The organism is Vibrio jasicida 090810c, from assembly GCF_002887615.1.
Taxonomy (GTDB): domain Bacteria; phylum Pseudomonadota; class Gammaproteobacteria; order Enterobacterales; family Vibrionaceae; genus Vibrio; species Vibrio jasicida.
Genome location: NZ_CP025793.1, coordinates 705,595 through 723,318 on the forward strand (window position 1 = coordinate 705,595; position 17,724 = coordinate 723,318).

Below are 17,724 nucleotides of genomic sequence, written 5' to 3' on the forward strand. Positions count from 1 at the left end.
GATTACTGGTAAGTAACATCAACTGGAACGCTAGCAGAGTATGTACCTGCGACAAGCGTTGCTGTTGATACTTGTGCTGTGCCACCAATTTTAAGCTCAGCAGTTCCACCTGTTAGTGTCAACGCAGGAGAGAAGTCGAAGGTTGCTGCAACGTTGTTTGCGCCATTTACAAGGTTAGTACCAGAGATAGCAACATCAACCACTTCGCCAGCGCCGCCGTCGATAGTGAATGTTGCAGCGCCCGCATCACCTTGGGCAATGACAACATCTGTTGTACGGTCTGATGTGATAATACCGAAATCAAGATTAGACGTTCTGGTCATAGTGATCGCTTGTTTTACTTCTAACGTTGCGTCGAAAGTATCGCTAACGGCAAAAGCATTCATTGATGAAAAGGTGATAGCAGATAGCGCAGTAACTTTTACAAATGTATTCATTTCTTTACCTGTTGTGTTTTGGTTTGAGTAAAATGTTCTTATATATGAGACAAATAACTAGGGGTTGGTATATTTGCCATTTGAATAAAATACACAGAAAGCATAGCTTGTAAAAATATTTCTATAATTAGATAGTTTATATATAAATAAGTTGAACAACGGTCACATAAGCTATTAGCGGTTACTAATTAAGCTGGTATTATATTGTGGCTAAAAAATTTAAATAAATTAACCATATAAATAATGTGTAGTTATTAGTTGCATAAAAATAAGGTGAATATTATTCAATATAAGTATTATCAAGCTTTAATGAAGAGGATGTTAATGTAGGCTTTAATAATTAAGGTGTAGTGATTGAGACATAATTAAATTTAATCTCTGTTATAACATTAAATACTTATACCCAAGTAACCTCAAGATGCTAGGTTCAGCGAGAGTGGCTTGGTTTGTAGACGCGGCGGCGATTTAAAGGTCTAGTGGACCTAAATCAAGAATCGGCAACAAAGTATACAAACCAAGACAACTCGCCCTTCGGGAGCGTGTCATTGACCCGACTTCTGTGTCAAACAACTTGGAAAGAGCTGGCTATTACGCTGCGTTGTTTTCCTTGATCTCGAATCAATGACAGCGCTCTGAATCCTGCATCTTGAAGTCACTTGGGTATATAATATAGTGCTGGTGGTAAATAAGGCTCAACCCTTATGGTCGACATAAGCAAAAGCACTATTTGAGATGCAGTGTCGGAGAGACTTTCCCACGCTCTGTGATTAGCTCTCAAAAGAGATGAGAGCTTATTATGAGAGTCTAGTCTTGCTTGGCGCGATCTAAAAAAGTTTGAGTGATGAGCTGGAACAAGGCATCCACACTCGGTCTTTGTTCAATTTGGTTAAATAGGGGAGTGTGAACATCACCGCGAATATGATCGGCATGGCCACACAATTGATTGCACAGTTTTACCGGTTCAACGATCTTTTCTACGTCCGCATCAATAAGAATGCAGGCTTGAGAGAGCACCACTTGCCCGCCTCCTTTCTTCAGTAAGACTCGTTGTGCGGTTCCGACCACTTTTTGTCCATTGATGTTTAGGTTGTAGTCCCCATCACAATATGAGTTTGGTGTTGCGTGCACATCAACCTTCACACCGAGTTGTTCAAAGAAAACCTCTAGGACAGAACATAAGTCGAGATACGCTTTTTTGATGTCGTATGGCTGACCTTCTGGCCAATGATAAATATGTGAGAGATTAATGATTCCTGGGACTTGTGGGACTGGTGCGCCCCCCGTTTTTCTCGAGAATAGCTTCCAGTTTGTGTCTTCAAGGCCTTGTTCAAGCTCATCCGAAATTGGCCACTTTTTTCCTGCCGGAAGAACCAGTGTTGGGCTCTTCACTTGCCATAACAGTAGGACTTGAGAGAGTTGATCCGTCTGCACGAGTTTGATCAGCTCATCTTCTTTACTGAAAACATCTGAGACTTCAGTGCATTGATAGCGGATCAGTTTATTTTTGGAAGCCAAATTCAGTCCCTCTTTTCATCTACCCTTCAGTTTTACTCCAATTCCTTCACAAAATCCAATCACAACTCTGTTTTTGTTTGAAAGTAAATGTTCATTAAAAACATTAAGTTAAAACCTTCATGCGCAAATATCGAGTCAGGTTTATAATTTGTTTTTAATGCAAATGTTGCGCTTGCAATTATTGTTATGTAATCTTTGTTTTGTACCGCTACTCACATCAAATCAAAAAAGAGAATACTGCTATGAAAAAGAAACTCGCTTTAGTTCATCGACTTGCTTCTATCAGTGCCTATCTATTGATCATGAGCTTTTTCACTAGCACCGTACTGGTGGAGTTGTTTGGTAACCACCAAACCATTTTGGCAGTAAAAACCTATATTTCTTATGCGATTTGGGCAGTCGTACCATTAATGGCAATCACTGGAATTACTGGTGCTAAGATGGCACCGAATGTGAAAAAAGGGCCTTTAGCTGCGAAGAAAAAACGCATGCCTTTTGTCGCCTTGAATGGTCTGCTGATTTTGGTTCCTGCTGCAATTTACTTAAAGTACTTAGCGGGAATGGGTCAGTTTGATACCATGTTCTACATTATTCAGGGGATTGAGTTGCTTGCTGGCTTCATCAATCTTACCTTGATGACGCTGAATATTCGTGATGCTCGCGCATTAAAGGCATCAAGAAAATCAATGCTTGTGTAAAGCATAAAAAATTTTTGTTGTTCATTGCTTAAACGATAAATAGAATCCGCAGTCTATTTAATTCTAAGGCGATGAAATTATGAAAAAGTTAATGACTGGTGCAGCATTAGCAACGTTATTAACTGGTTGTGTGACGTTCCCAACACAAGAATCAGAGCAAGTAAAAGTGATTTGGGATGATGTAAATGCAATCGAAAACTGCCAACACCTTGGTACAGTAATGGGCTCAGAAGGTCACTTCTACGATTACTGGCTCCATGCAGACAAAGACATGGTTTGGGGCACATTAAACCAAATGCGCATAAAAGCAGTGGAATTGGGTGCAGACACGCTTTACTTGTATCAACCTCTGGGTTTCTCAAGCTCGGTCACTATGTTCGCTAACGCGTATCAATGCCAAAACTAAGCTTGGAACAAACGAATAAAAAGCAGACTGTCGACAGTCTGCTTTTTTGCTTTATGCCCCCCAATTTTAAAGGGGCTGCAAGGAACGACAGGACAGGCCGTTCTTGAATTTTAGTTCAAGCTTGCGGTCGCCATAGCAACGGAATCGGTAAACGATACACTGAATGCGTCATCGGTATTGAGCACTTTGGCAGGAAATTCCAAGCTTAGCTGAGTTTGAGGCGCAACTTCAGATTCTACACTGGTAATGAATTTCCGAGTTTCTCCAGGAGAAATCGTCAGGTCGCTGTTTCCCTCTGGACCAAGTTCAGCAATACCAATGGTTGCTAGGCCATTACCTTCACCATCCACCAAACTCAACAGTGATTCGGATTTGTAAATCAACTCGCCTTTATCGGTTTGGTACGCTCTGAAGGTGTTAAAGCTTGGCTGTAAATCGCCTTGTGTTGCTAAGTTGGTCACAGAGAAAGTGACATTCGAGCCGTCAAATTTTTCGACTTTGACTAAGACATTCGCATCTTGATAACGAGCGGCTGCCGCAGCGGTTGCCAGCTCTTTCTGTCTTTGTTTCTCTCGTTCAACTTCAGCGATACGCGCTTCTTCCTCTGCAATACGTGTTTCTGCCATCGCGTAAGACTTATCTACCATCGCCAGTAGGGCAGGGATAGAGTAAGCAGACAAGCCCTCTAAGTGATCGAAGTCGATCTTCGCGTGAGTGGTCATGTTATTGGTCGAGAACTGACAGTGACCATCAATTAAGCTCACGAATGCGACTTCATATGTACCTTGTAACTTGCTTACTTCAACGCCGGCCTTCTCTATGTTGGCACGCACTTGTTTGATTTCTGCCAGCGACTGCTTAGGTAATGGGCCGTTTGGTGATACGTCGTTAGCCACAGAGACTAATGCTTCGGTCACGAATGGATTGTTTTTCTCTGGAACGACGGTAGTTACAAGGTTAGCTTGAGTAATATCTTCCCCAAGTAACACCGTCATTTTTTGCGATGCAGCGGTCTTATTACCGGCGAGAACGTCGCTACAGTTCGGTGAGTTGCTTGCATTTGCAGATGTTGCAGCAACGAGTGATAGCATGGCGGACAAGCCAGTGATGACGAGTCCTTTCGATGGTCGATTGTTCATCCTGATAACCCCTCTGGAATATGATGCGCTCAGCTAACGTTTGTTGCCCAACTTAGTTGGGATAGCGACATTCAGAATGGTTGTAGTTGCGTCCTCGCCACGTTCATCTTCACAAGACTGTTTAGTTGGATTTTCTGCCCAACTCTAAATCGCGATAAGCCGTCACGATCAAAAGTGTTTGAATTCGTCGATGATGCTACAAGGTCGATGTCTTTTTTCTGAAAGATAGACGTAACTTTTCCAAGCTTCAAATCCGTGATCGAGATCTATTTTTTGCGATGGTGCGAGGATCAAGAGAAAACAGACACTTAACGTAGAGAGTTGATTTTGAGAGAAAAAAATAAATTTTTTTGGGAACTTTTTGAAACGCTGCCTTTGAGACTTAATTCGCATCTCAAAGGCAGGTGTTTGGAAATCAAGGCGTAATTTTGACTACAGTGCGTTTAATACGTCCGCCAAACGGGTCACGGCAACTGTCAATTCTTCTGGTGTAGCGTTTGTAAAGTTTAAGCGCAGCGCTGCTTTGACTGCTGAGCCCTCTGGGTAGAATACAGGACTTGGTACAACGGCAACGCCGTTAGCCAACAATGATTTTGCCAGCTCAAAGGTATCGCATTCTGGGATCTCTACCCATACGAACATACCACCATCAACAGGCTTGAGGACGCAGCTTGATGGAAGCTGTTTTTCTAGCTCTGCATACATCACATCGTAGCGAGACTTGTACAATTCACAGATGGTGGTGATGTGGGTGGCAAAGTTGTCATGTTGAAGCAAGCCGTGCAGTAGGGCTTGCATCGGTACGCTTGAGTGCAGATCGGCACCTTGTTTGATTTTAATCAGCGGTTCTAGGTAGCTAGTTTTACCCGTAACCACACCAATACGAAGGCCTGGCGATGCAATCTTAGAGAATGAACGCAGTACGATAGAGTTCTGTGGACAGAAATCAGACACCAAAGGCAAAGCTTCACCAGAGAAACGCAGCTCGCGGTACGGTGCATCTTCGATAAATGCCACATTGTATTGAATACAAAGCTCTGCAACTTTTTGACGCGTTTCTAGTGCCCAGCATACGCCTGTTGGGTTATGGAAATCTGGCACCGCATAGAACATCTTCGGCTTTTGCTCAGCGAAGCACTGTTCTAGCTCTTCAAGGTTTGGACCGAACTCTGTTTGAGAAACAGTCACGATGTTCGCTTGAACCAAACCAAACACCTGCATCGCACCAAGGTAGCTTGGGGCTTCCATTACGACTTTGTCACCCGGGTTCACATAAGCACGCGCAATCAAATCCAAACCTTGCTGAGAGCCAGTCGTTACCATTGCGCTGTGCGTGTCTGGCAACTGGAAGTAATCCGTCAAGAAATTAAGCAGAGGTGTGTAACCGGCCGTCGAACCGTATTGGAAAACCTCAGGCATGTTTGCGAGATTTTCCAGTGTTGGTTTCATTAAATCGATTGGGAAGGTCTTCTCGTCTGGCAAACCGCCAGCAAGCGAGATGACGTTTTTATCGCTAGCGGCAGCGAGGATCTCTCGAATGTACGATGACTTTACTTGTTGTAGTGACTGTGCGATTTCCATGTGTTGTGTTTCTCGTATTTCTCATTGTTATGCGAGAAATAGTACATGGGAATTGCTTACTTTAGTGTGTCCATTTATGCTGTTAAACATGTCCATTTATGCTATTTAAGCCAAAAGACAGAATATGAGCCAACAACAAGTTTCCAGAATCAATGACGTACTGTTCTACATTCACCAAGACATTAGCAGAGAGTTATCCGCTAAAGAGCTGGCTGACGTAGCGGCGTATTCTGAGCAGCACTTCCATCGGATTTTTAAAGAGGTGGTTGGCGAATCGATTCATCAATACATTCGGCGAACACGAATGGAATACGCTGCAAACCAGTTGATGTTCGATACCAAATCGTCGGTATTAGAGATTGCCAATAAGTGCGGTTTCAGTTCGGTATCGTCATTCAGCCGTGCCTTTAAATCCACGTTTGATATGTCGCCCGGTGCTTGGCGCAAGCATGATTTGCATGTCGCGGAAAAGCCGTATCTCAAAGATCCAGAAGTCGCTGCGGGTTATCATCGCGTCGCCAAGCGTGCTTTACCAGATCCTAAAGTTGTCGAAGTGCCACAGCGGTTTGCGGCTTATGTTCGTCACGAGGGTTATAACCGTTCGATTCGCAATGCTTGGCTGGTGTTAAAAGCGTGGGCCAACTCAGAGAACCGGGACTTCTCTACCCAATATGGTTTGCATCATTCCAACCCGGCGTGGGTAGAGCTGGACAAATGTCGCTATGTGGCGTGCTTGGCCATTGATAAACCGCTTAAGTATCGCGGAGTGGTGAACCAGATGACGATTCCGGGTGGCTTACATGCGGTGTTCAGGTTGACTGGTGTGTATGGTGAGTTGCTGCCTCAAATCAGCATGGTGTTAGAGAAATGGTTGCCAAACTCGGGCTTTAAGCAACGCTCAACTCCTGCGTATGTGCATTATCATCAAAACCACTTTTTAAATCATGAAGAAGCGTTTGAATTAGATTTCTACTTGCCTATCAGTTTCTTCTAACAATTTCTTTTAAAAAGCTTTGCTTCACGTTCAATGCTTTACTATTGTGTCAGATGAAAATGCCCGGCATTGACGTCGGACTTTATAGAATAAGTTGAAAATGAAATGAATATAGAACATCTCAAGCTTTTCGTTCGTTTGGCATCAACGCACAACATCAGCATGGCAGGACAAGAGCTTGGATTATCGCCAGCCGTTGCCAGCGCCCACATCAATAAGTTGGAAGAAGGGCTAGGCGTTCGCCTTGTGCACCGAACCACACGTAAGGTCTCATTAACGGAAGAAGGTCAGGCATTTTTGCCACACGCGGAAGAAGTGCTTGCAACGGTAGAAGCGGCACGAGGTGCGGTCGGAGTAGGTCATAGCGCACCAACTGGCACGCTTCGAGTCACGGCTCCAGCATCGTTTGGGCGTTTGCATCTTGTGCCGGCACTCAAAGGCTTTATGGCGGCTTATCCAGAGCTAACGGTGGATTTTCGTTTCTCCGATTCCATCATTGATATGGTTGAAGGCGGGTTCGATGTCGCGATTCGTCTTGCAGAGTTGAAAGACTCAACGCTGGTGGCACGTAAACTAGCACCGGATCGCCGTATCATTGTTGCTTCACCAGAGTATTTAGAAAAGCACGGTACGCCGAAAACACCGCAAGAACTTGCTGAGCACGAATGCGTGACGCTAATGGGGCTAGACAATTGGGTGTTTGAAACCCCAGATGGTCATTATGCGATGCGCGCTTCGGGCTGCTTTAGAACCGATAACGGCGATGCGATGCGTGATGCTTGTATCGATGGACTTGGTGTGTCGATCAACTCGATTTGGAGTGTCTACAAACAGCTTCAAGCCGGTGAGTTGGTTGAAATCTTGGAAGACTACCCATTGGTGATGAACGCCAGCATTTGGGCGGTTTACCCTAGCTCACGTTTGATCGCACCTAAGGTTCGTGCCTTTATTGATTACTTTGCCGAGCATTACGGGCAGCCACCTTACTGGGAAACCGAACTGGCTACCCATCAGAAATAAACAAAAACGCTTTCCAATCGGAAAGCGTTTTTTATTGTGTTTATCTAGCGGGAAAGAGAACGACTACCAAGAGAAGGTCTGGATGACGTTGTCTTTTGCCATTGGGTTAGATGCAATCGCGTGATTGATGTTTCTCAGAAAATCCTCGCGTGAATCCAACAACCAACCTTTCTGTGGAACGATGTTGTTACCATGGTCGCCCCAGTAGAAGGTATCAATGTTCAAGTTTTCGAGTAGGTATTTCTCTTCCTCAAGCACTTGAAGTTGAGTTGGCATAATGAACTCGCCATTCTTTACTTCTTGTTCCATTACCGTACCTGGCTGAATCGCAAGTGCCATAGGCGCAATTTGCTCAGGATTGATTTGGTTCAAGATGTCTGTTGTCGCAATAATGTGTTCTTTTGAACGTTCGCGTCCACCTAGGCCAAAGATGAAAGACAGCAACACTTCAATGCCAGCTTCTTTTGCCATTGCCATGCCTTCGATCGCTTGCTCTGGTGACATGCGTTTTTTAATGCGCTCAAGAACAACGCGATCGCCAGATTCAAGGCCAGAATAGGCCATATCTAAACCCGAATCTTTCAGCTCTTTCAATTCAGCAATGGTTTTACGGCGGAAATCGTTCAATCCACTATAAAGAGAAATCTTTTTGCATTCAGGAAACGTTGAACGCAGTTTGTCGAAGATCTTAAGCAAGTAATCCGTACGTGCCGCCATAACGTTACCATCAATCAAAAAGATCGATTCTACATGTGGGTAGATAAGACGCGCTTCTTCAATGTCTTTAAACACGTCTTCAATAGGGCGTACCTTAAAGCGTTTGTCATCAAACATGCTGCAAAACGTGCAGGTGTTGATGCTACAACCCAATGTGGTTTGGATTAAGATGCTGCGGTATTCCGGCCATGGTCGGTAAACTTTGCCCTCATAGTTCATAGTTGGATCTCCAGTTAAAAGCGGGATGATTCGATGTCATCATTCGCGAAAGATAATGGGAACAAACGCGTTTGAGTCTGGCGTTTTTCCCGATGGCTGAAGATTAACAAGAGAAGGCTTTGTTGATAATTGGCCTTTATATCAAATGAGTTTTTAGATTTTATTGAAAATGAACAATGATGGCAGTTTTATAAGCGCGAGATCAAAACGTGAGAAACAGAAACGCCAGAAATCAGTAAACAGAAACCAGTACGTAAAAATGACAACACCCAGCCGAAGCTAGGTGTTTAACAGGAAACAACTGTGTTGAATTAAGCGAGTTTAGCAATCATTGCTTCAATCACGTCTACCACTTGTTGTGATTTGATGTCATTCAACGCATCACGATGAGGAGCGGCAAAAGCTTCGATATCGTTGTCGAAGTACGAACCGTGCGCTTGAGCAAATTCATCCGATAGTGCGGCACGAATTAGAATGTCTGCGCCCAAACTGATGTCATTACCCGCGATACCGTAAGCGTCTTTCACCATTTTGCTGCCAAGGAATGATTTTGGATTGACGGAAACCACCATAGGGCCGACATTTTTCAACTGCAATCCCATAACGCGTGACCACATTGTCAGTGCCAATTTACTTTGAGCATAAGCTTCACCGTCTGACAGTGGTTTTTCGCCCATCAAGGCTTCGATGCTCACTGGTGCTTGTGCCGCAGAAGATAGGTTTACGACACGACCTGTGTTGCCAAGTAGTGGGAGTAACTCTTTTGTCAGCATGTACGGTGCAATGGTGTTAACGGCAAAGCGCACATCAAGACCTTCTTGAGTTCTTGAGTTAGGTGTCGCGAATACGCCTGCGTTATTGATGATCACATCCAGTTTGCCAAAGCGCTCTGCCACTTCTGCAACCATCTGTTTAACGGCTTTGACTGAAGACAGATCAGCAACGATGCTTTCCACTTTGCCAGCATTCATCTCAATTAAGCCTTGCTCTACGTTTTGTAGTTTAGCCTCGTTGCGGCCATGAACAATCACGTGGTGACCATCTGCCACTAACATCTTTGCTGTTTCTAAACCAATGCCGTCTGTAGCGCCAGTAATCAGGATGATTTTTTGCATAATTGAGATTCCTCATGAAGTCGTTATGCAACAATCATAGAGTGAACAGAGTGATTAAACTATCGAGGTAAAGAGGGAAACACTTTATACGCAAAATTGAAAATCAATTTGTTATCTTTTTGTGGGCGATACGACGAATTAACCGCCCACGAAATGCTATGGTTATTTCAAGCGTTGCTTAAGATTTGAGCAGCTTGATTAACTAAAATACACTCAGCCCAAGAGGTCTTTATGTTAGGCGAAAATCACTCATTAACTCATGAATTCCCAGAACATTTGGATACCATCAATCAGCTGACAGCAAGTGACGCCTCGTTTGCTGAAAACGCTAAAAGCTACAACTCTCTCGATAAAGAAATCCGCGAACTAGAATTGCGAGGAAACCCACTCGACGACCATGAAATGAACACACTTAAACATAATCGTGCGGAGCTAAAAGACTGGCTTTACACAAAAATTATGAGCGCATAATTAAGACTGTGACTCCATGGATGGCGGCTCGAATTTCGAGCCGTTTTTTATGCCGTTTTTATACTGGTTCTAAACGCTACTCGACAGGTAAGTGCCCTGTCTTTACCCAGATGATCGTCTCTTGATCAACAAAAGGAAAATGCTCGCTCATGTGTGGGTTGCGTAACCACGTATGCTGGGGGTAGTGACCTAATTCATCATTAAACTCACCAGACAGAACAAAGATCTCTTCCCCTCCAAAATGGCGATGAGGTTGAAACTTTTCACCTTTAGGCCATTTGACCAATGCCACATGCTCGTGTTCAAAGTTGTGCAATGGCATCACCTCTAATCCACCAATACCCGGTAACCACTCGGTTTGGTTGGTATTGATGCGTACCGTTTCCAGATCGTTAGGATCAAATTGATTAAGTTTCACTAAGATCACGCAACCATCTTTGCTGAATGGGGCATGTTGGCTTCCCGGAGGGTTTCGTAGGTAAGTTCCCGCTGGGTAATCGCCATGTTCGTCAGAAAACACCCCTTCGAGCACCAGTATCTCTTCTCCATATGGGTGAGGGTGGGGCGAAAACTGTGAATTTGGCTCATAACGCACCACGCTGGTGGTGTGCCCAGATTCTTTGGCTTCTCGTTCTAGTGGCTTTCGCCAAACGCCTAATGCTGGGCTGGCAATCCAATCTTGTTGTGCGGTGTTAATCACCAACCGTTGTGAAAAATCCATGTTTAACATTGCTTGTTACCGGTGTCAGTCATGTTTGGAATAAATATATACCCAAGTGACTTCAAGATGCAGGATTCAGAGCGTTGTCACTGATTCAAGTTCAAGGAAAACAACGCAGCGTAATAGCAAGCTCTTTCCAAGTTGTTTGACGATGAAATTGCGTCAGTGACACGCTCCCGAAGGGCGAGTTGCCTTGGCTTGTATGCTTCGTTAACAATTTTTTATTTAGAGCCACTAGATCTTCAAATTGTTGCCTCGCCTTCAAACCAAGTCATTCTCGCTGAACCTAGCACTTTGAGGTTACTTGGGTATACACAGTTTCAAACTACACGTGTCTTGTCTGTTTGGCGGCTCTGATTTTTATCGTTTTAGCTCGCTGAACAAACATGAGGTAAGGCGGAGAGATGTGATGAGCAAACTGGACGTGTGATGGTCAACAATCATTAACCTTATGATTATTATTGATAATGTTCACACAAAATGATTTTACAAATTGTTACACGCTTCGCTTTTTTTAATTCTTGTTATGTTATAACATCCGCGAAATATTTGATGGTGTTATAACATAACAAAATAAGGAAAAACGTTGTGAATAAAAAATTGGTCTCTTTAGCGGTTGGTAGTTTGTTTGTTTCCCCAGTTTTCGCCGATACGCTTTCGAACCCTCAGATTGGCGTGGTACTAGACGGTTACTATCAAGATGGCCAGCGTCATAACTCAGAGCGTGAAGAAGGTTTTGGCCTGGGTCATACTGAGCTGAACATGTCTGCAAACATTGATGATAAATTCCACGGTGCACTAACGGCGGTTCTAGAAAGCCACGGTGATGAAACCGAGCTGATGCTTGAAGAAGCGTTCATCGAGACTCTAGCTCTTCCATACGGTTTAAATGTGCGTGCAGGTCGATTCCTTTCTGATTTTGGTTACTTAAACAACCAGCATATGCATACCGACAGTTTCGTAGAGCGTCCAATCGCTTATCGTACTTTCCTTGGTTCGCATTACTACGATGATGGTGTACGCGCAAACATCGTGCTACCCACTGATCTTTACGTGAAGTTTGGTGTAGAAGCGCTAAGCGGTAGCAAGATGTCTTCTGTTGAAGATGGCTCTGAAGTGGGTGTTTACACGACAACGTTGAAACTGGGTGACGACTTCTCTGAGTCTTCAAGCTGGCAGTTTGGCCTAAGTTACCTACGTAACGAAAACGGCAAAGTGACTGAGTTTGAAGATCACGACCACGGTCATGCAGACGAGCATGGACACGACCATAGTCACGGTGCAGCGGTAACTGGCGCTAACCTTTACGGCGCAGACTTTGTATGGAAGTGGGCACCAGACGGCAACTACAAATACAGCAACTTCACACTATCTGCTGAATACATGCTGCTAGACGGTGTGGTAGACAGTAAGTTCAAAGACGATGCAGAATCACCAGATAACCTAAGTGCTTACTACGTGTCAGGTGTTTACCGTTTCAACCCAAGCTGGTCTGCAGGTCTACGTTACGGTGAGGCAGAAAGCTACGATGGCCACGCACACGGTGACCACATGCACTTCACGGCTCTAAAAGACAAAGAAATGGATGCGATGATCGCGTGGGATTCTTCTCACTTCGGTACAATCCGAGCGCAATACTCTCGTATCGACAACCAAGACAGCGAGACAGACAACGTATTCACTCTGCAATACGTGATGACATTTGGAGCGCACGGTGCACATGCGTTCTAAGCTTACGCTCAGTAAATGCAGTGTAGCGATGATGGCGGCGGGGGCTGCCATCATCTCTTCGCCTGCTTTGGCGCTGAACATCTTCGTCTGCGAGCCTGAATGGAAAGCCTTTCTTGAAAGCCATGCGCCAGACGCCACCATCTATTCTGCGACGACCGCTAAGCAAGATCCCCATTACGTGCAAGCGCGTCCTTCTTTAATTGCCAAAATGCGCCAAGCGGACATGGCCATGTGTTCTGGTGCGGAGCTAGAAGTCGGGTGGCTGCCAATGCTGCAAGTTCGCAGTAGTAATAGCGCGGTGCAAAATGGCGCATCAAGCATGGTTTACGCGACCGATTTCGTGCGCATGTTAGACACTCATGATCATGTTGACCGCAGCATGGGGGACATACATGCGCACGGAAACCCACATGTGCAGTTTGCGGCGAATGACATGATTCCCTTGTCACGGGCGATCACTGAACGCTTGAAAACCATCGATCCAGATAACGCGCAAGCCTACCAACTTAACGGCATGAAGTTCCGAGCTCATTGGCGCAAAAAGCTGAATGAGTGGCATGAGAAAGCGGCACCGTTAAAAGGCAAACAAGTTGTCGGTTATCACGCTACCTATCGTTATCTTTACGATTGGCTTGGCATGGAGCAAATCGCTGACCTTGAACCGAAGCCGGGAATCTCGCCAACCACTTCTCATCTGCAATCATTAACCAAGTTAGAGGCCAATAGCTTTGATGCGATTGTATTCTCATCGCACCAAGATAAACGCCCCGCGAACTGGTTACAGCAGCAGACAGACAAGCCTCTGATCCAGTTACCGCTCACGGTTTCTAACGGACAAAGTCTTGATGAAATGTACGACCAAGTCATCGACGAATTGCTAGGTGTGCTGGTGCAGCCCGATCCGGTGAAGAGCTAAACCATGACAGAGTACGCATGGTTATTGCCCGCGGTGCTGTGTGGCCTGATCGCGTTAGTCGGTAACGTGGTGCTTGGTCAACAAGTGCTAAAACGCCAAATCATCTTCATTGATTTGGCGGTGGCACAAGTTGCCGCATTGGGGGCTGCACTCAGTCATTATTGGCTGAACCAATACGCGCTCTTCTCGGGTTCTTTCTTCGGCGAGATGGTCGGCCCTTGGGTGATGTCGTTATTGCTGTGTGGTTTGATTGCCATAATGGAGAAGCGTTACCAACAGCATTTGGAGCCGATGATCGGCAGCTTGTTTGTGGTCTCCGCCTCATTGGCGATCTTACTCGTAAGTAAAGATCCGCATGGTGCAGACTTTATCCAAGGCATTCTTAACGGGCAGTTATTGTGGTCGACATGGGATGATGTGTGGCCCTTGGCATTAATAACCGCAGCGATGTTGCTGTTGGTCTGGCTAAAACCTGCATTTATGCAGGGTAGTGGCTTTTACCTGATCTTTGCTATCTTGATGCCAATAACGGTCAAGCTCACGGGCATCTATTTAGAGTTTGCTCTGTTAGTGATTCCGGCTTTGTGTGCCGCGGCGTTAAAAGGAACGAGATTCTTCATTGCGAGCATCAGTATTGGCATCGTGGGGATATTGTCGGGCATCGCGGCGTCAGCGTATTATGACTTACCAAGTGGGGCGAGTATCGTGATCACCTTGTTCATTGCAGGCATGTTGTTCAATCTTTTGCTTCAGCCTTGGCTGCAAAAAGCGCAATCCGTTCATGAAGAAACAGCATGAAAACAGGCTGAGGAACCTGCTCGAACGTTGACCTTGTACTTTGGCTTAATGATAAAAAGGCTCCGCGTGAACGGAGCCTTTTGTTTAGCACTGCTTTTTCTTATTAGTAACCTTGCTAGTTATTAACTGATTACTTAGTTACTTATCTCCTACTATATTAGCAAGATTTGAACAGAGGGAGAGTCTGAGGTTGGATTGAATCTGTCAAAGTGTTATCCAGCGCAGGGAATAATTGATTAATTCCCGTTTCAGACAGTCCTAACCACGCCATTAAGCTCGCATGAAGCTGATCGGAAGAGATGGTTGGAATCACACGCCCACGCGAGAGCAAGTAAGGGCTTGTCTCAGATAAGTCTGGATATTCACCCACGATCGCTTTTCCGGCTACACCGCCGCCCATCACCAATGCGTGGCTTGCCCAACCGTGGTCCGTACCATCCGTACCGTTTGGAATCAAAGTACGGCCAAATTCTGAATGAGTGAACGTCGTTACCTGATCAAACAAACCATTGTTTTCCAAAGCTAATTGGAACGCGGCCATCGCTTCTGCCAACTCTTGCAGCAAACCCGTTTGGCGGCTAATTTGAGCAGAGTGAGTATCGAACCCGCCTAACTTACAACTAAAGTACTGCGCAGGATGTTGGAACTGATCTTTATGCAGCAGCAGTTTAAAGACCGCTTTTAGCTGATTACCGATGCGTGTTTCTGGGAATACCTCAGTAATCTCGGCGTTCAAAATGGCACTGAACTCCTGATACATTCTGGTCGAGTCCACCGCAACACCAGCATAGTGAGACTGAAAAACGTTGCCGTAACTGCCTGTATTTTGCAGTTGATCAAACAGATCTCGCGAACGTTGGTCATTAAAAATATCGCTCGGTGGTTGAGAGCCGACCGAGTTAGATTGCGCCTCGATACAGTTGGTCCACACTTGCGTGCCGCCAATATCAAACATTGGTGACAGCTCATTTAGACTGCGCAGCATAGTGCCGAGCTCGGTGGAAGTCTTAGCACCAAAGCCCTCTTTCGACAGAGACTTGGTCGCATGAGACTGAACCATAGTGGATTGATGAGAGTGGCTGAACAAATGAGCAGGGCGAGTGCTCTCACCATAAATCACATTGTTTACGCGCTGTGTCAGTGGACCTAGGTTCACAACAGGTACAAGGTTAGCATTATCCCAATAGGTCTTGAGCGCAGCCATGGCAGGGTTTAATGCCAGTTTGGCTTCATCATTGACCGCATCTAAATGAATACAGCTCGTCTCATCCAAAGCTAAGCTGCCACGCAGTGCACGATATTGGCTGTTCGCTGGTGCGGCAGTAGGGATCAGCATATTGTAGCCATCGTTACCGCCCGCAAGGTCAATACCCACAACGGCGCGATAGCCGTTTTTGCACTGATTGAAAGAGTCTGCAAAGGCAGGAAAAGCAGCAAGGTTAAGTGCAGAAACCCCAACACCAGCGGAACCTGCTTGTAAAAAACGACGTCGTGTTAAGTTCATGATGATTACCCCTGTGTGATGAATTCTGGTGAAAGCAGTGCGTTCATAACGAGATTCTTAATCTCTTTGCGCCATTTAGATTGGCGACTTGGGCACTGGGCGAGGTAATCGAGATAGCATTGACGAGCTTGCTCACTCATTTGATAAGCAAACAAATGTTCGTTGAGGTAATCCACTACGCCTTCGTCATCAAAAGCAAGGTATCGGGTAAACAGCACTTCATCCATGTACCAATCTTTGGCCTCTTCCTCGAAACGAGCGACAAGCTCACGGAACTGAATCCCATATTGGTAGATGTCATGCCATTGGTACACATTGAATTCTGGTGCCACCAGACCATTAAAATCAGGGTGGTTTGGCGCATCATCAGGTTGGTAATAATAAAACACAGAAGGCGCCGACAGCGGCAGCGTTCGGCTATACCAATTGAACTGTTTTGGCCACATCAATACGCCGTCACGTCGCTTCACTTGTAGCGCGCGCATCGCATGGGTAAACACAGAAAGCGGGTCACGCAATTTACCCACCGTGCTGCCAGAGCGAAGCGCGTCTTTATCCGTCAGAATCGCGATTATTAAGGCTTGCATGTCGCCATCAGAACGTTTGAACGCACGGCGCACACGGCGAATATAACCTGCTCTTGGATTACTGGTTACAAGCTTGTTGATGAAGAACTTAGTCACAAAGGTGTAGAGCGTATTTTGGTTCATCAAATGTTCGATCACCGCTTCCAGCTCTTCTTCTGCACCGACACCGCCAGGGAAGGTTTTACCAAGAATGGGCTTCTCACCTATATCGTGCTCGCCACGCGGTTCCATTGGCTGGCTGTACTTATCGTCACCGCGAATATCGATGAACTTCCAACCGGTAAAGACACGCGCCAGTTCTTCGATGTCCTCTTGCGTATAAGACGGCACTTCGTTACCTTCGGCATCCAAACGCACTTCACCGTTGTTACGCAGTTTAACTGGGCCAAGCGTGAACAGTTGCAACAGTTCACGCGCGTAGTTTTCATCTGGGGCAGTGAGCTCGTTAGAAACGTTATTCACAAAAGTCAGGTACTCACCCATGATTGGCGACTTCGACACAAAGCGAATCACATCGCGGAAGTTTCCGAAGGCATTATCGAGCAATCCGTCGAAGTAATTACACATGTAGCGACGCTTAGAAGCAGCTTTAAATGCCGGATCTTTCACACTGACTACGAACAGTTGAGACAGGGTATAAGCAATACGCTGACGCAAGATATCATCGCCTTCGACTGTCATGCGTGTCCAGCTGCTGGCGTAATACAAGCCTTGCCCTAAGTCCGGTACGTTGAGCTCATCTTGCTCAAAATGCTTCAGCCAAGAAGACGGTGTAATAAGTGTTTGTTGAGCGACCCAGTTTTCAATGCTTCCCGATTGAGCAAGATCATTAATGTCACGTTGGGATGGCCCGAACGTGCACTGTTGCAGCGTTCTTGCTGCATCTATGTAAGCCTGATTCATTTTATCTCCCGTAGGTTTTGTTATCTTTCTCAGGTAAGGCGTCCTTTGCTACGTCCATATTTAAAAGCACGCCGTATCTTTAAATCGTAATCGAGAATTTTGATAACAAGAATGTAATACCCATAGGTTTATTGTGACTTTGCTGCATAATCTAAGAATTAGTTTTATGAGCTCTAAATGAAAGGCGAGTTATTCAACAAACAGCGCACTTGTTACACCGCCATATCGACAGAACGGTGACGGAAACCCGTT

General features: G+C 45.4%; 17 protein-coding genes. 8 read left to right on the forward strand and 9 right to left on the reverse strand.

The genetic code is table 11. From position 1 onward, the window contains the following. Positions 1 to 2 precede the first annotated feature (2 nt). Positions 3 to 437 carry a DUF4402 domain-containing protein gene (locus C1S73_RS20775; RefSeq protein ID WP_038865086.1) on the reverse strand — a complete coding sequence of 145 codons (435 nt, stop codon included), beginning with the start codon at positions 435 to 437 and terminating at the stop codon, positions 3 to 5. Positions 438 to 1,241: 804 nt separating this feature from the next. After that, positions 1,242 to 1,952: a lipoate--protein ligase family protein gene (locus C1S73_RS20780; protein ID WP_038865087.1), complete on the reverse strand. Its 711-nt coding sequence runs from the start codon at positions 1,950 to 1,952 to the stop codon at positions 1,242 to 1,244. 242 nt (positions 1,953 to 2,194) lie between these two features. On the opposite strand from C1S73_RS20780, the gene C1S73_RS20785 reads away from it, so the two are divergent. After that, a complete protein-coding gene (locus C1S73_RS20785; protein ID WP_038865089.1) occupies positions 2,195 to 2,650 on the forward strand; it encodes a hypothetical protein in 456 nt (151 codons plus the stop codon). Between the two features lie 79 nt (positions 2,651 to 2,729). Continuing rightward, on the forward strand, positions 2,730 to 3,056 hold the full coding sequence (locus tag C1S73_RS20790; protein WP_038865090.1) for a DUF4156 domain-containing protein: 327 nt from the start codon (positions 2,730 to 2,732) through the stop codon (positions 3,054 to 3,056). Between the two features lie 110 nt (positions 3,057 to 3,166). Here the strand turns inward: C1S73_RS20790 and C1S73_RS20795 are convergent, their stop codons facing one another. After that, on the reverse strand, positions 3,167 to 4,195 hold the full coding sequence (locus C1S73_RS20795; protein ID WP_038865092.1) for a hypothetical protein: 1,029 nt from the start codon (positions 4,193 to 4,195) through the stop codon (positions 3,167 to 3,169). A 432-nt stretch (positions 4,196 to 4,627) separates the two neighbouring features. Continuing rightward, the gene (locus C1S73_RS20800; protein ID WP_038865093.1) at positions 4,628 to 5,776 is read right to left on the reverse strand and encodes an aminotransferase-like domain-containing protein; all 1,149 of its coding nucleotides are present in this window, start codon (positions 5,774 to 5,776) and stop codon (positions 4,628 to 4,630) included. A gap of 124 nt (positions 5,777 to 5,900) precedes the next feature. Here C1S73_RS20800 and C1S73_RS20805 point away from each other — a divergent pair, with 124 nt between their 5' ends. After that, the gene (locus C1S73_RS20805; protein WP_038865095.1) at positions 5,901 to 6,770 is read left to right on the forward strand and encodes an AraC family transcriptional regulator; all 870 of its coding nucleotides are present in this window, start codon (positions 5,901 to 5,903) and stop codon (positions 6,768 to 6,770) included. A 105-nt stretch (positions 6,771 to 6,875) separates the two neighbouring features. Then, a complete protein-coding gene (locus C1S73_RS20810; RefSeq protein WP_038865096.1) occupies positions 6,876 to 7,790 on the forward strand; it encodes a LysR family transcriptional regulator in 915 nt (304 codons plus the stop codon). Positions 7,791 to 7,853: 63 nt separating this feature from the next. On the opposite strand, the gene C1S73_RS20815 is transcribed toward C1S73_RS20810, so the two are convergent. Further along, positions 7,854 to 8,726: a B12-binding domain-containing radical SAM protein gene (locus tag C1S73_RS20815; protein WP_038865097.1), complete on the reverse strand. Its 873-nt coding sequence runs from the start codon at positions 8,724 to 8,726 to the stop codon at positions 7,854 to 7,856. A 311-nt stretch (positions 8,727 to 9,037) separates the two neighbouring features. Next, positions 9,038 to 9,841: an SDR family NAD(P)-dependent oxidoreductase gene (locus C1S73_RS20820; protein ID WP_038865099.1), complete on the reverse strand. Its 804-nt coding sequence runs from the start codon at positions 9,839 to 9,841 to the stop codon at positions 9,038 to 9,040. A gap of 231 nt (positions 9,842 to 10,072) precedes the next feature. Here C1S73_RS20820 and C1S73_RS20825 point away from each other — a divergent pair, with 231 nt between their 5' ends. After that, complete coding sequence (locus C1S73_RS20825; RefSeq protein ID WP_038865100.1) at positions 10,073 to 10,312, forward strand: HP1242/YdcH family protein; 240 nt, start codon at positions 10,073 to 10,075, stop codon at positions 10,310 to 10,312. A gap of 76 nt (positions 10,313 to 10,388) precedes the next feature. On the opposite strand, the gene C1S73_RS20830 is transcribed toward C1S73_RS20825, so the two are convergent. Beyond that, entirely contained in the window at positions 10,389 to 11,042 is a 654-nt protein-coding gene (locus tag C1S73_RS20830) for a cupin domain-containing protein (RefSeq protein ID WP_038865102.1), read from the reverse strand. 579 nt (positions 11,043 to 11,621) lie between these two features. On the opposite strand from C1S73_RS20830, the gene C1S73_RS20835 reads away from it, so the two are divergent. The 3 genes from C1S73_RS20835 to C1S73_RS20845 are packed head-to-tail and all read left to right on the forward strand — an operon-like array spanning position 11,622 to position 14,478. Then, on the forward strand, positions 11,622 to 12,764 hold the full coding sequence (locus C1S73_RS20835) for a membrane protein (RefSeq protein WP_038865103.1): 1,143 nt from the start codon (positions 11,622 to 11,624) through the stop codon (positions 12,762 to 12,764). Then, on the forward strand, positions 12,754 to 13,680 hold the full coding sequence (locus C1S73_RS20840; RefSeq protein WP_038865104.1) for a metal ABC transporter solute-binding protein, Zn/Mn family: 927 nt from the start codon (positions 12,754 to 12,756) through the stop codon (positions 13,678 to 13,680). The genes C1S73_RS20835 and C1S73_RS20840 overlap by 11 nt, the downstream gene beginning before the upstream one ends. Before the next feature lie 3 nt (positions 13,681 to 13,683). Then, a complete protein-coding gene (locus C1S73_RS20845) occupies positions 13,684 to 14,478 on the forward strand; it encodes a metal ABC transporter permease (protein ID WP_038865106.1) in 795 nt (264 codons plus the stop codon). A gap of 157 nt (positions 14,479 to 14,635) precedes the next feature. Here C1S73_RS20845 and C1S73_RS20850 read toward each other — a convergent pair whose 3' ends face one another. Next, complete coding sequence (locus tag C1S73_RS20850) at positions 14,636 to 15,982, reverse strand: DUF1501 domain-containing protein (RefSeq protein ID WP_038865108.1); 1,347 nt, start codon at positions 15,980 to 15,982, stop codon at positions 14,636 to 14,638. Between the two features lie 5 nt (positions 15,983 to 15,987). Then, on the reverse strand, positions 15,988 to 17,472 hold the full coding sequence (locus C1S73_RS20855; RefSeq protein ID WP_038865110.1) for a DUF1800 family protein: 1,485 nt from the start codon (positions 17,470 to 17,472) through the stop codon (positions 15,988 to 15,990). Positions 17,473 to 17,724: the final 252 nt, after the last annotated feature.

Coding starts and splice junctions, on each gene's coding strand:
- C1S73_RS20775 (WP_038865086.1), bottom strand. CDS start 437: ATGAATACATTTGTAAAAGTTACTGCGCTATCTGCTATCACCTTTTCA.
- C1S73_RS20785 (WP_038865089.1), top strand. CDS start 2,195: ATGAAAAAGAAACTCGCTTTAGTTCATCGACTTGCTTCTATCAGTGCC.
- C1S73_RS20790 (WP_038865090.1), top strand. CDS start 2,730: ATGAAAAAGTTAATGACTGGTGCAGCATTAGCAACGTTATTAACTGGT.
- C1S73_RS20795 (WP_038865092.1), bottom strand. CDS start 4,195: ATGAACAATCGACCATCGAAAGGACTCGTCATCACTGGCTTGTCCGCC.
- C1S73_RS20800 (WP_038865093.1), bottom strand. CDS start 5,776: ATGGAAATCGCACAGTCACTACAACAAGTAAAGTCATCGTACATTCGA.
- C1S73_RS20805 (WP_038865095.1), top strand. CDS start 5,901: ATGAGCCAACAACAAGTTTCCAGAATCAATGACGTACTGTTCTACATT.
- C1S73_RS20810 (WP_038865096.1), top strand. CDS start 6,876: ATGAATATAGAACATCTCAAGCTTTTCGTTCGTTTGGCATCAACGCAC.
- C1S73_RS20815 (WP_038865097.1), bottom strand. CDS start 8,726: ATGAACTATGAGGGCAAAGTTTACCGACCATGGCCGGAATACCGCAGC.
- C1S73_RS20820 (WP_038865099.1), bottom strand. CDS start 9,841: ATGCAAAAAATCATCCTGATTACTGGCGCTACAGACGGCATTGGTTTA.
- C1S73_RS20825 (WP_038865100.1), top strand. CDS start 10,073: ATGTTAGGCGAAAATCACTCATTAACTCATGAATTCCCAGAACATTTG.
- C1S73_RS20830 (WP_038865102.1), bottom strand. CDS start 11,042: ATGTTAAACATGGATTTTTCACAACGGTTGGTGATTAACACCGCACAA.
- C1S73_RS20840 (WP_038865104.1), top strand. CDS start 12,754: ATGCGTTCTAAGCTTACGCTCAGTAAATGCAGTGTAGCGATGATGGCG.
- C1S73_RS20845 (WP_038865106.1), top strand. CDS start 13,684: ATGACAGAGTACGCATGGTTATTGCCCGCGGTGCTGTGTGGCCTGATC.
- C1S73_RS20850 (WP_038865108.1), bottom strand. CDS start 15,982: ATGAACTTAACACGACGTCGTTTTTTACAAGCAGGTTCCGCTGGTGTT.
- C1S73_RS20855 (WP_038865110.1), bottom strand. CDS start 17,472: ATGAATCAGGCTTACATAGATGCAGCAAGAACGCTGCAACAGTGCACG.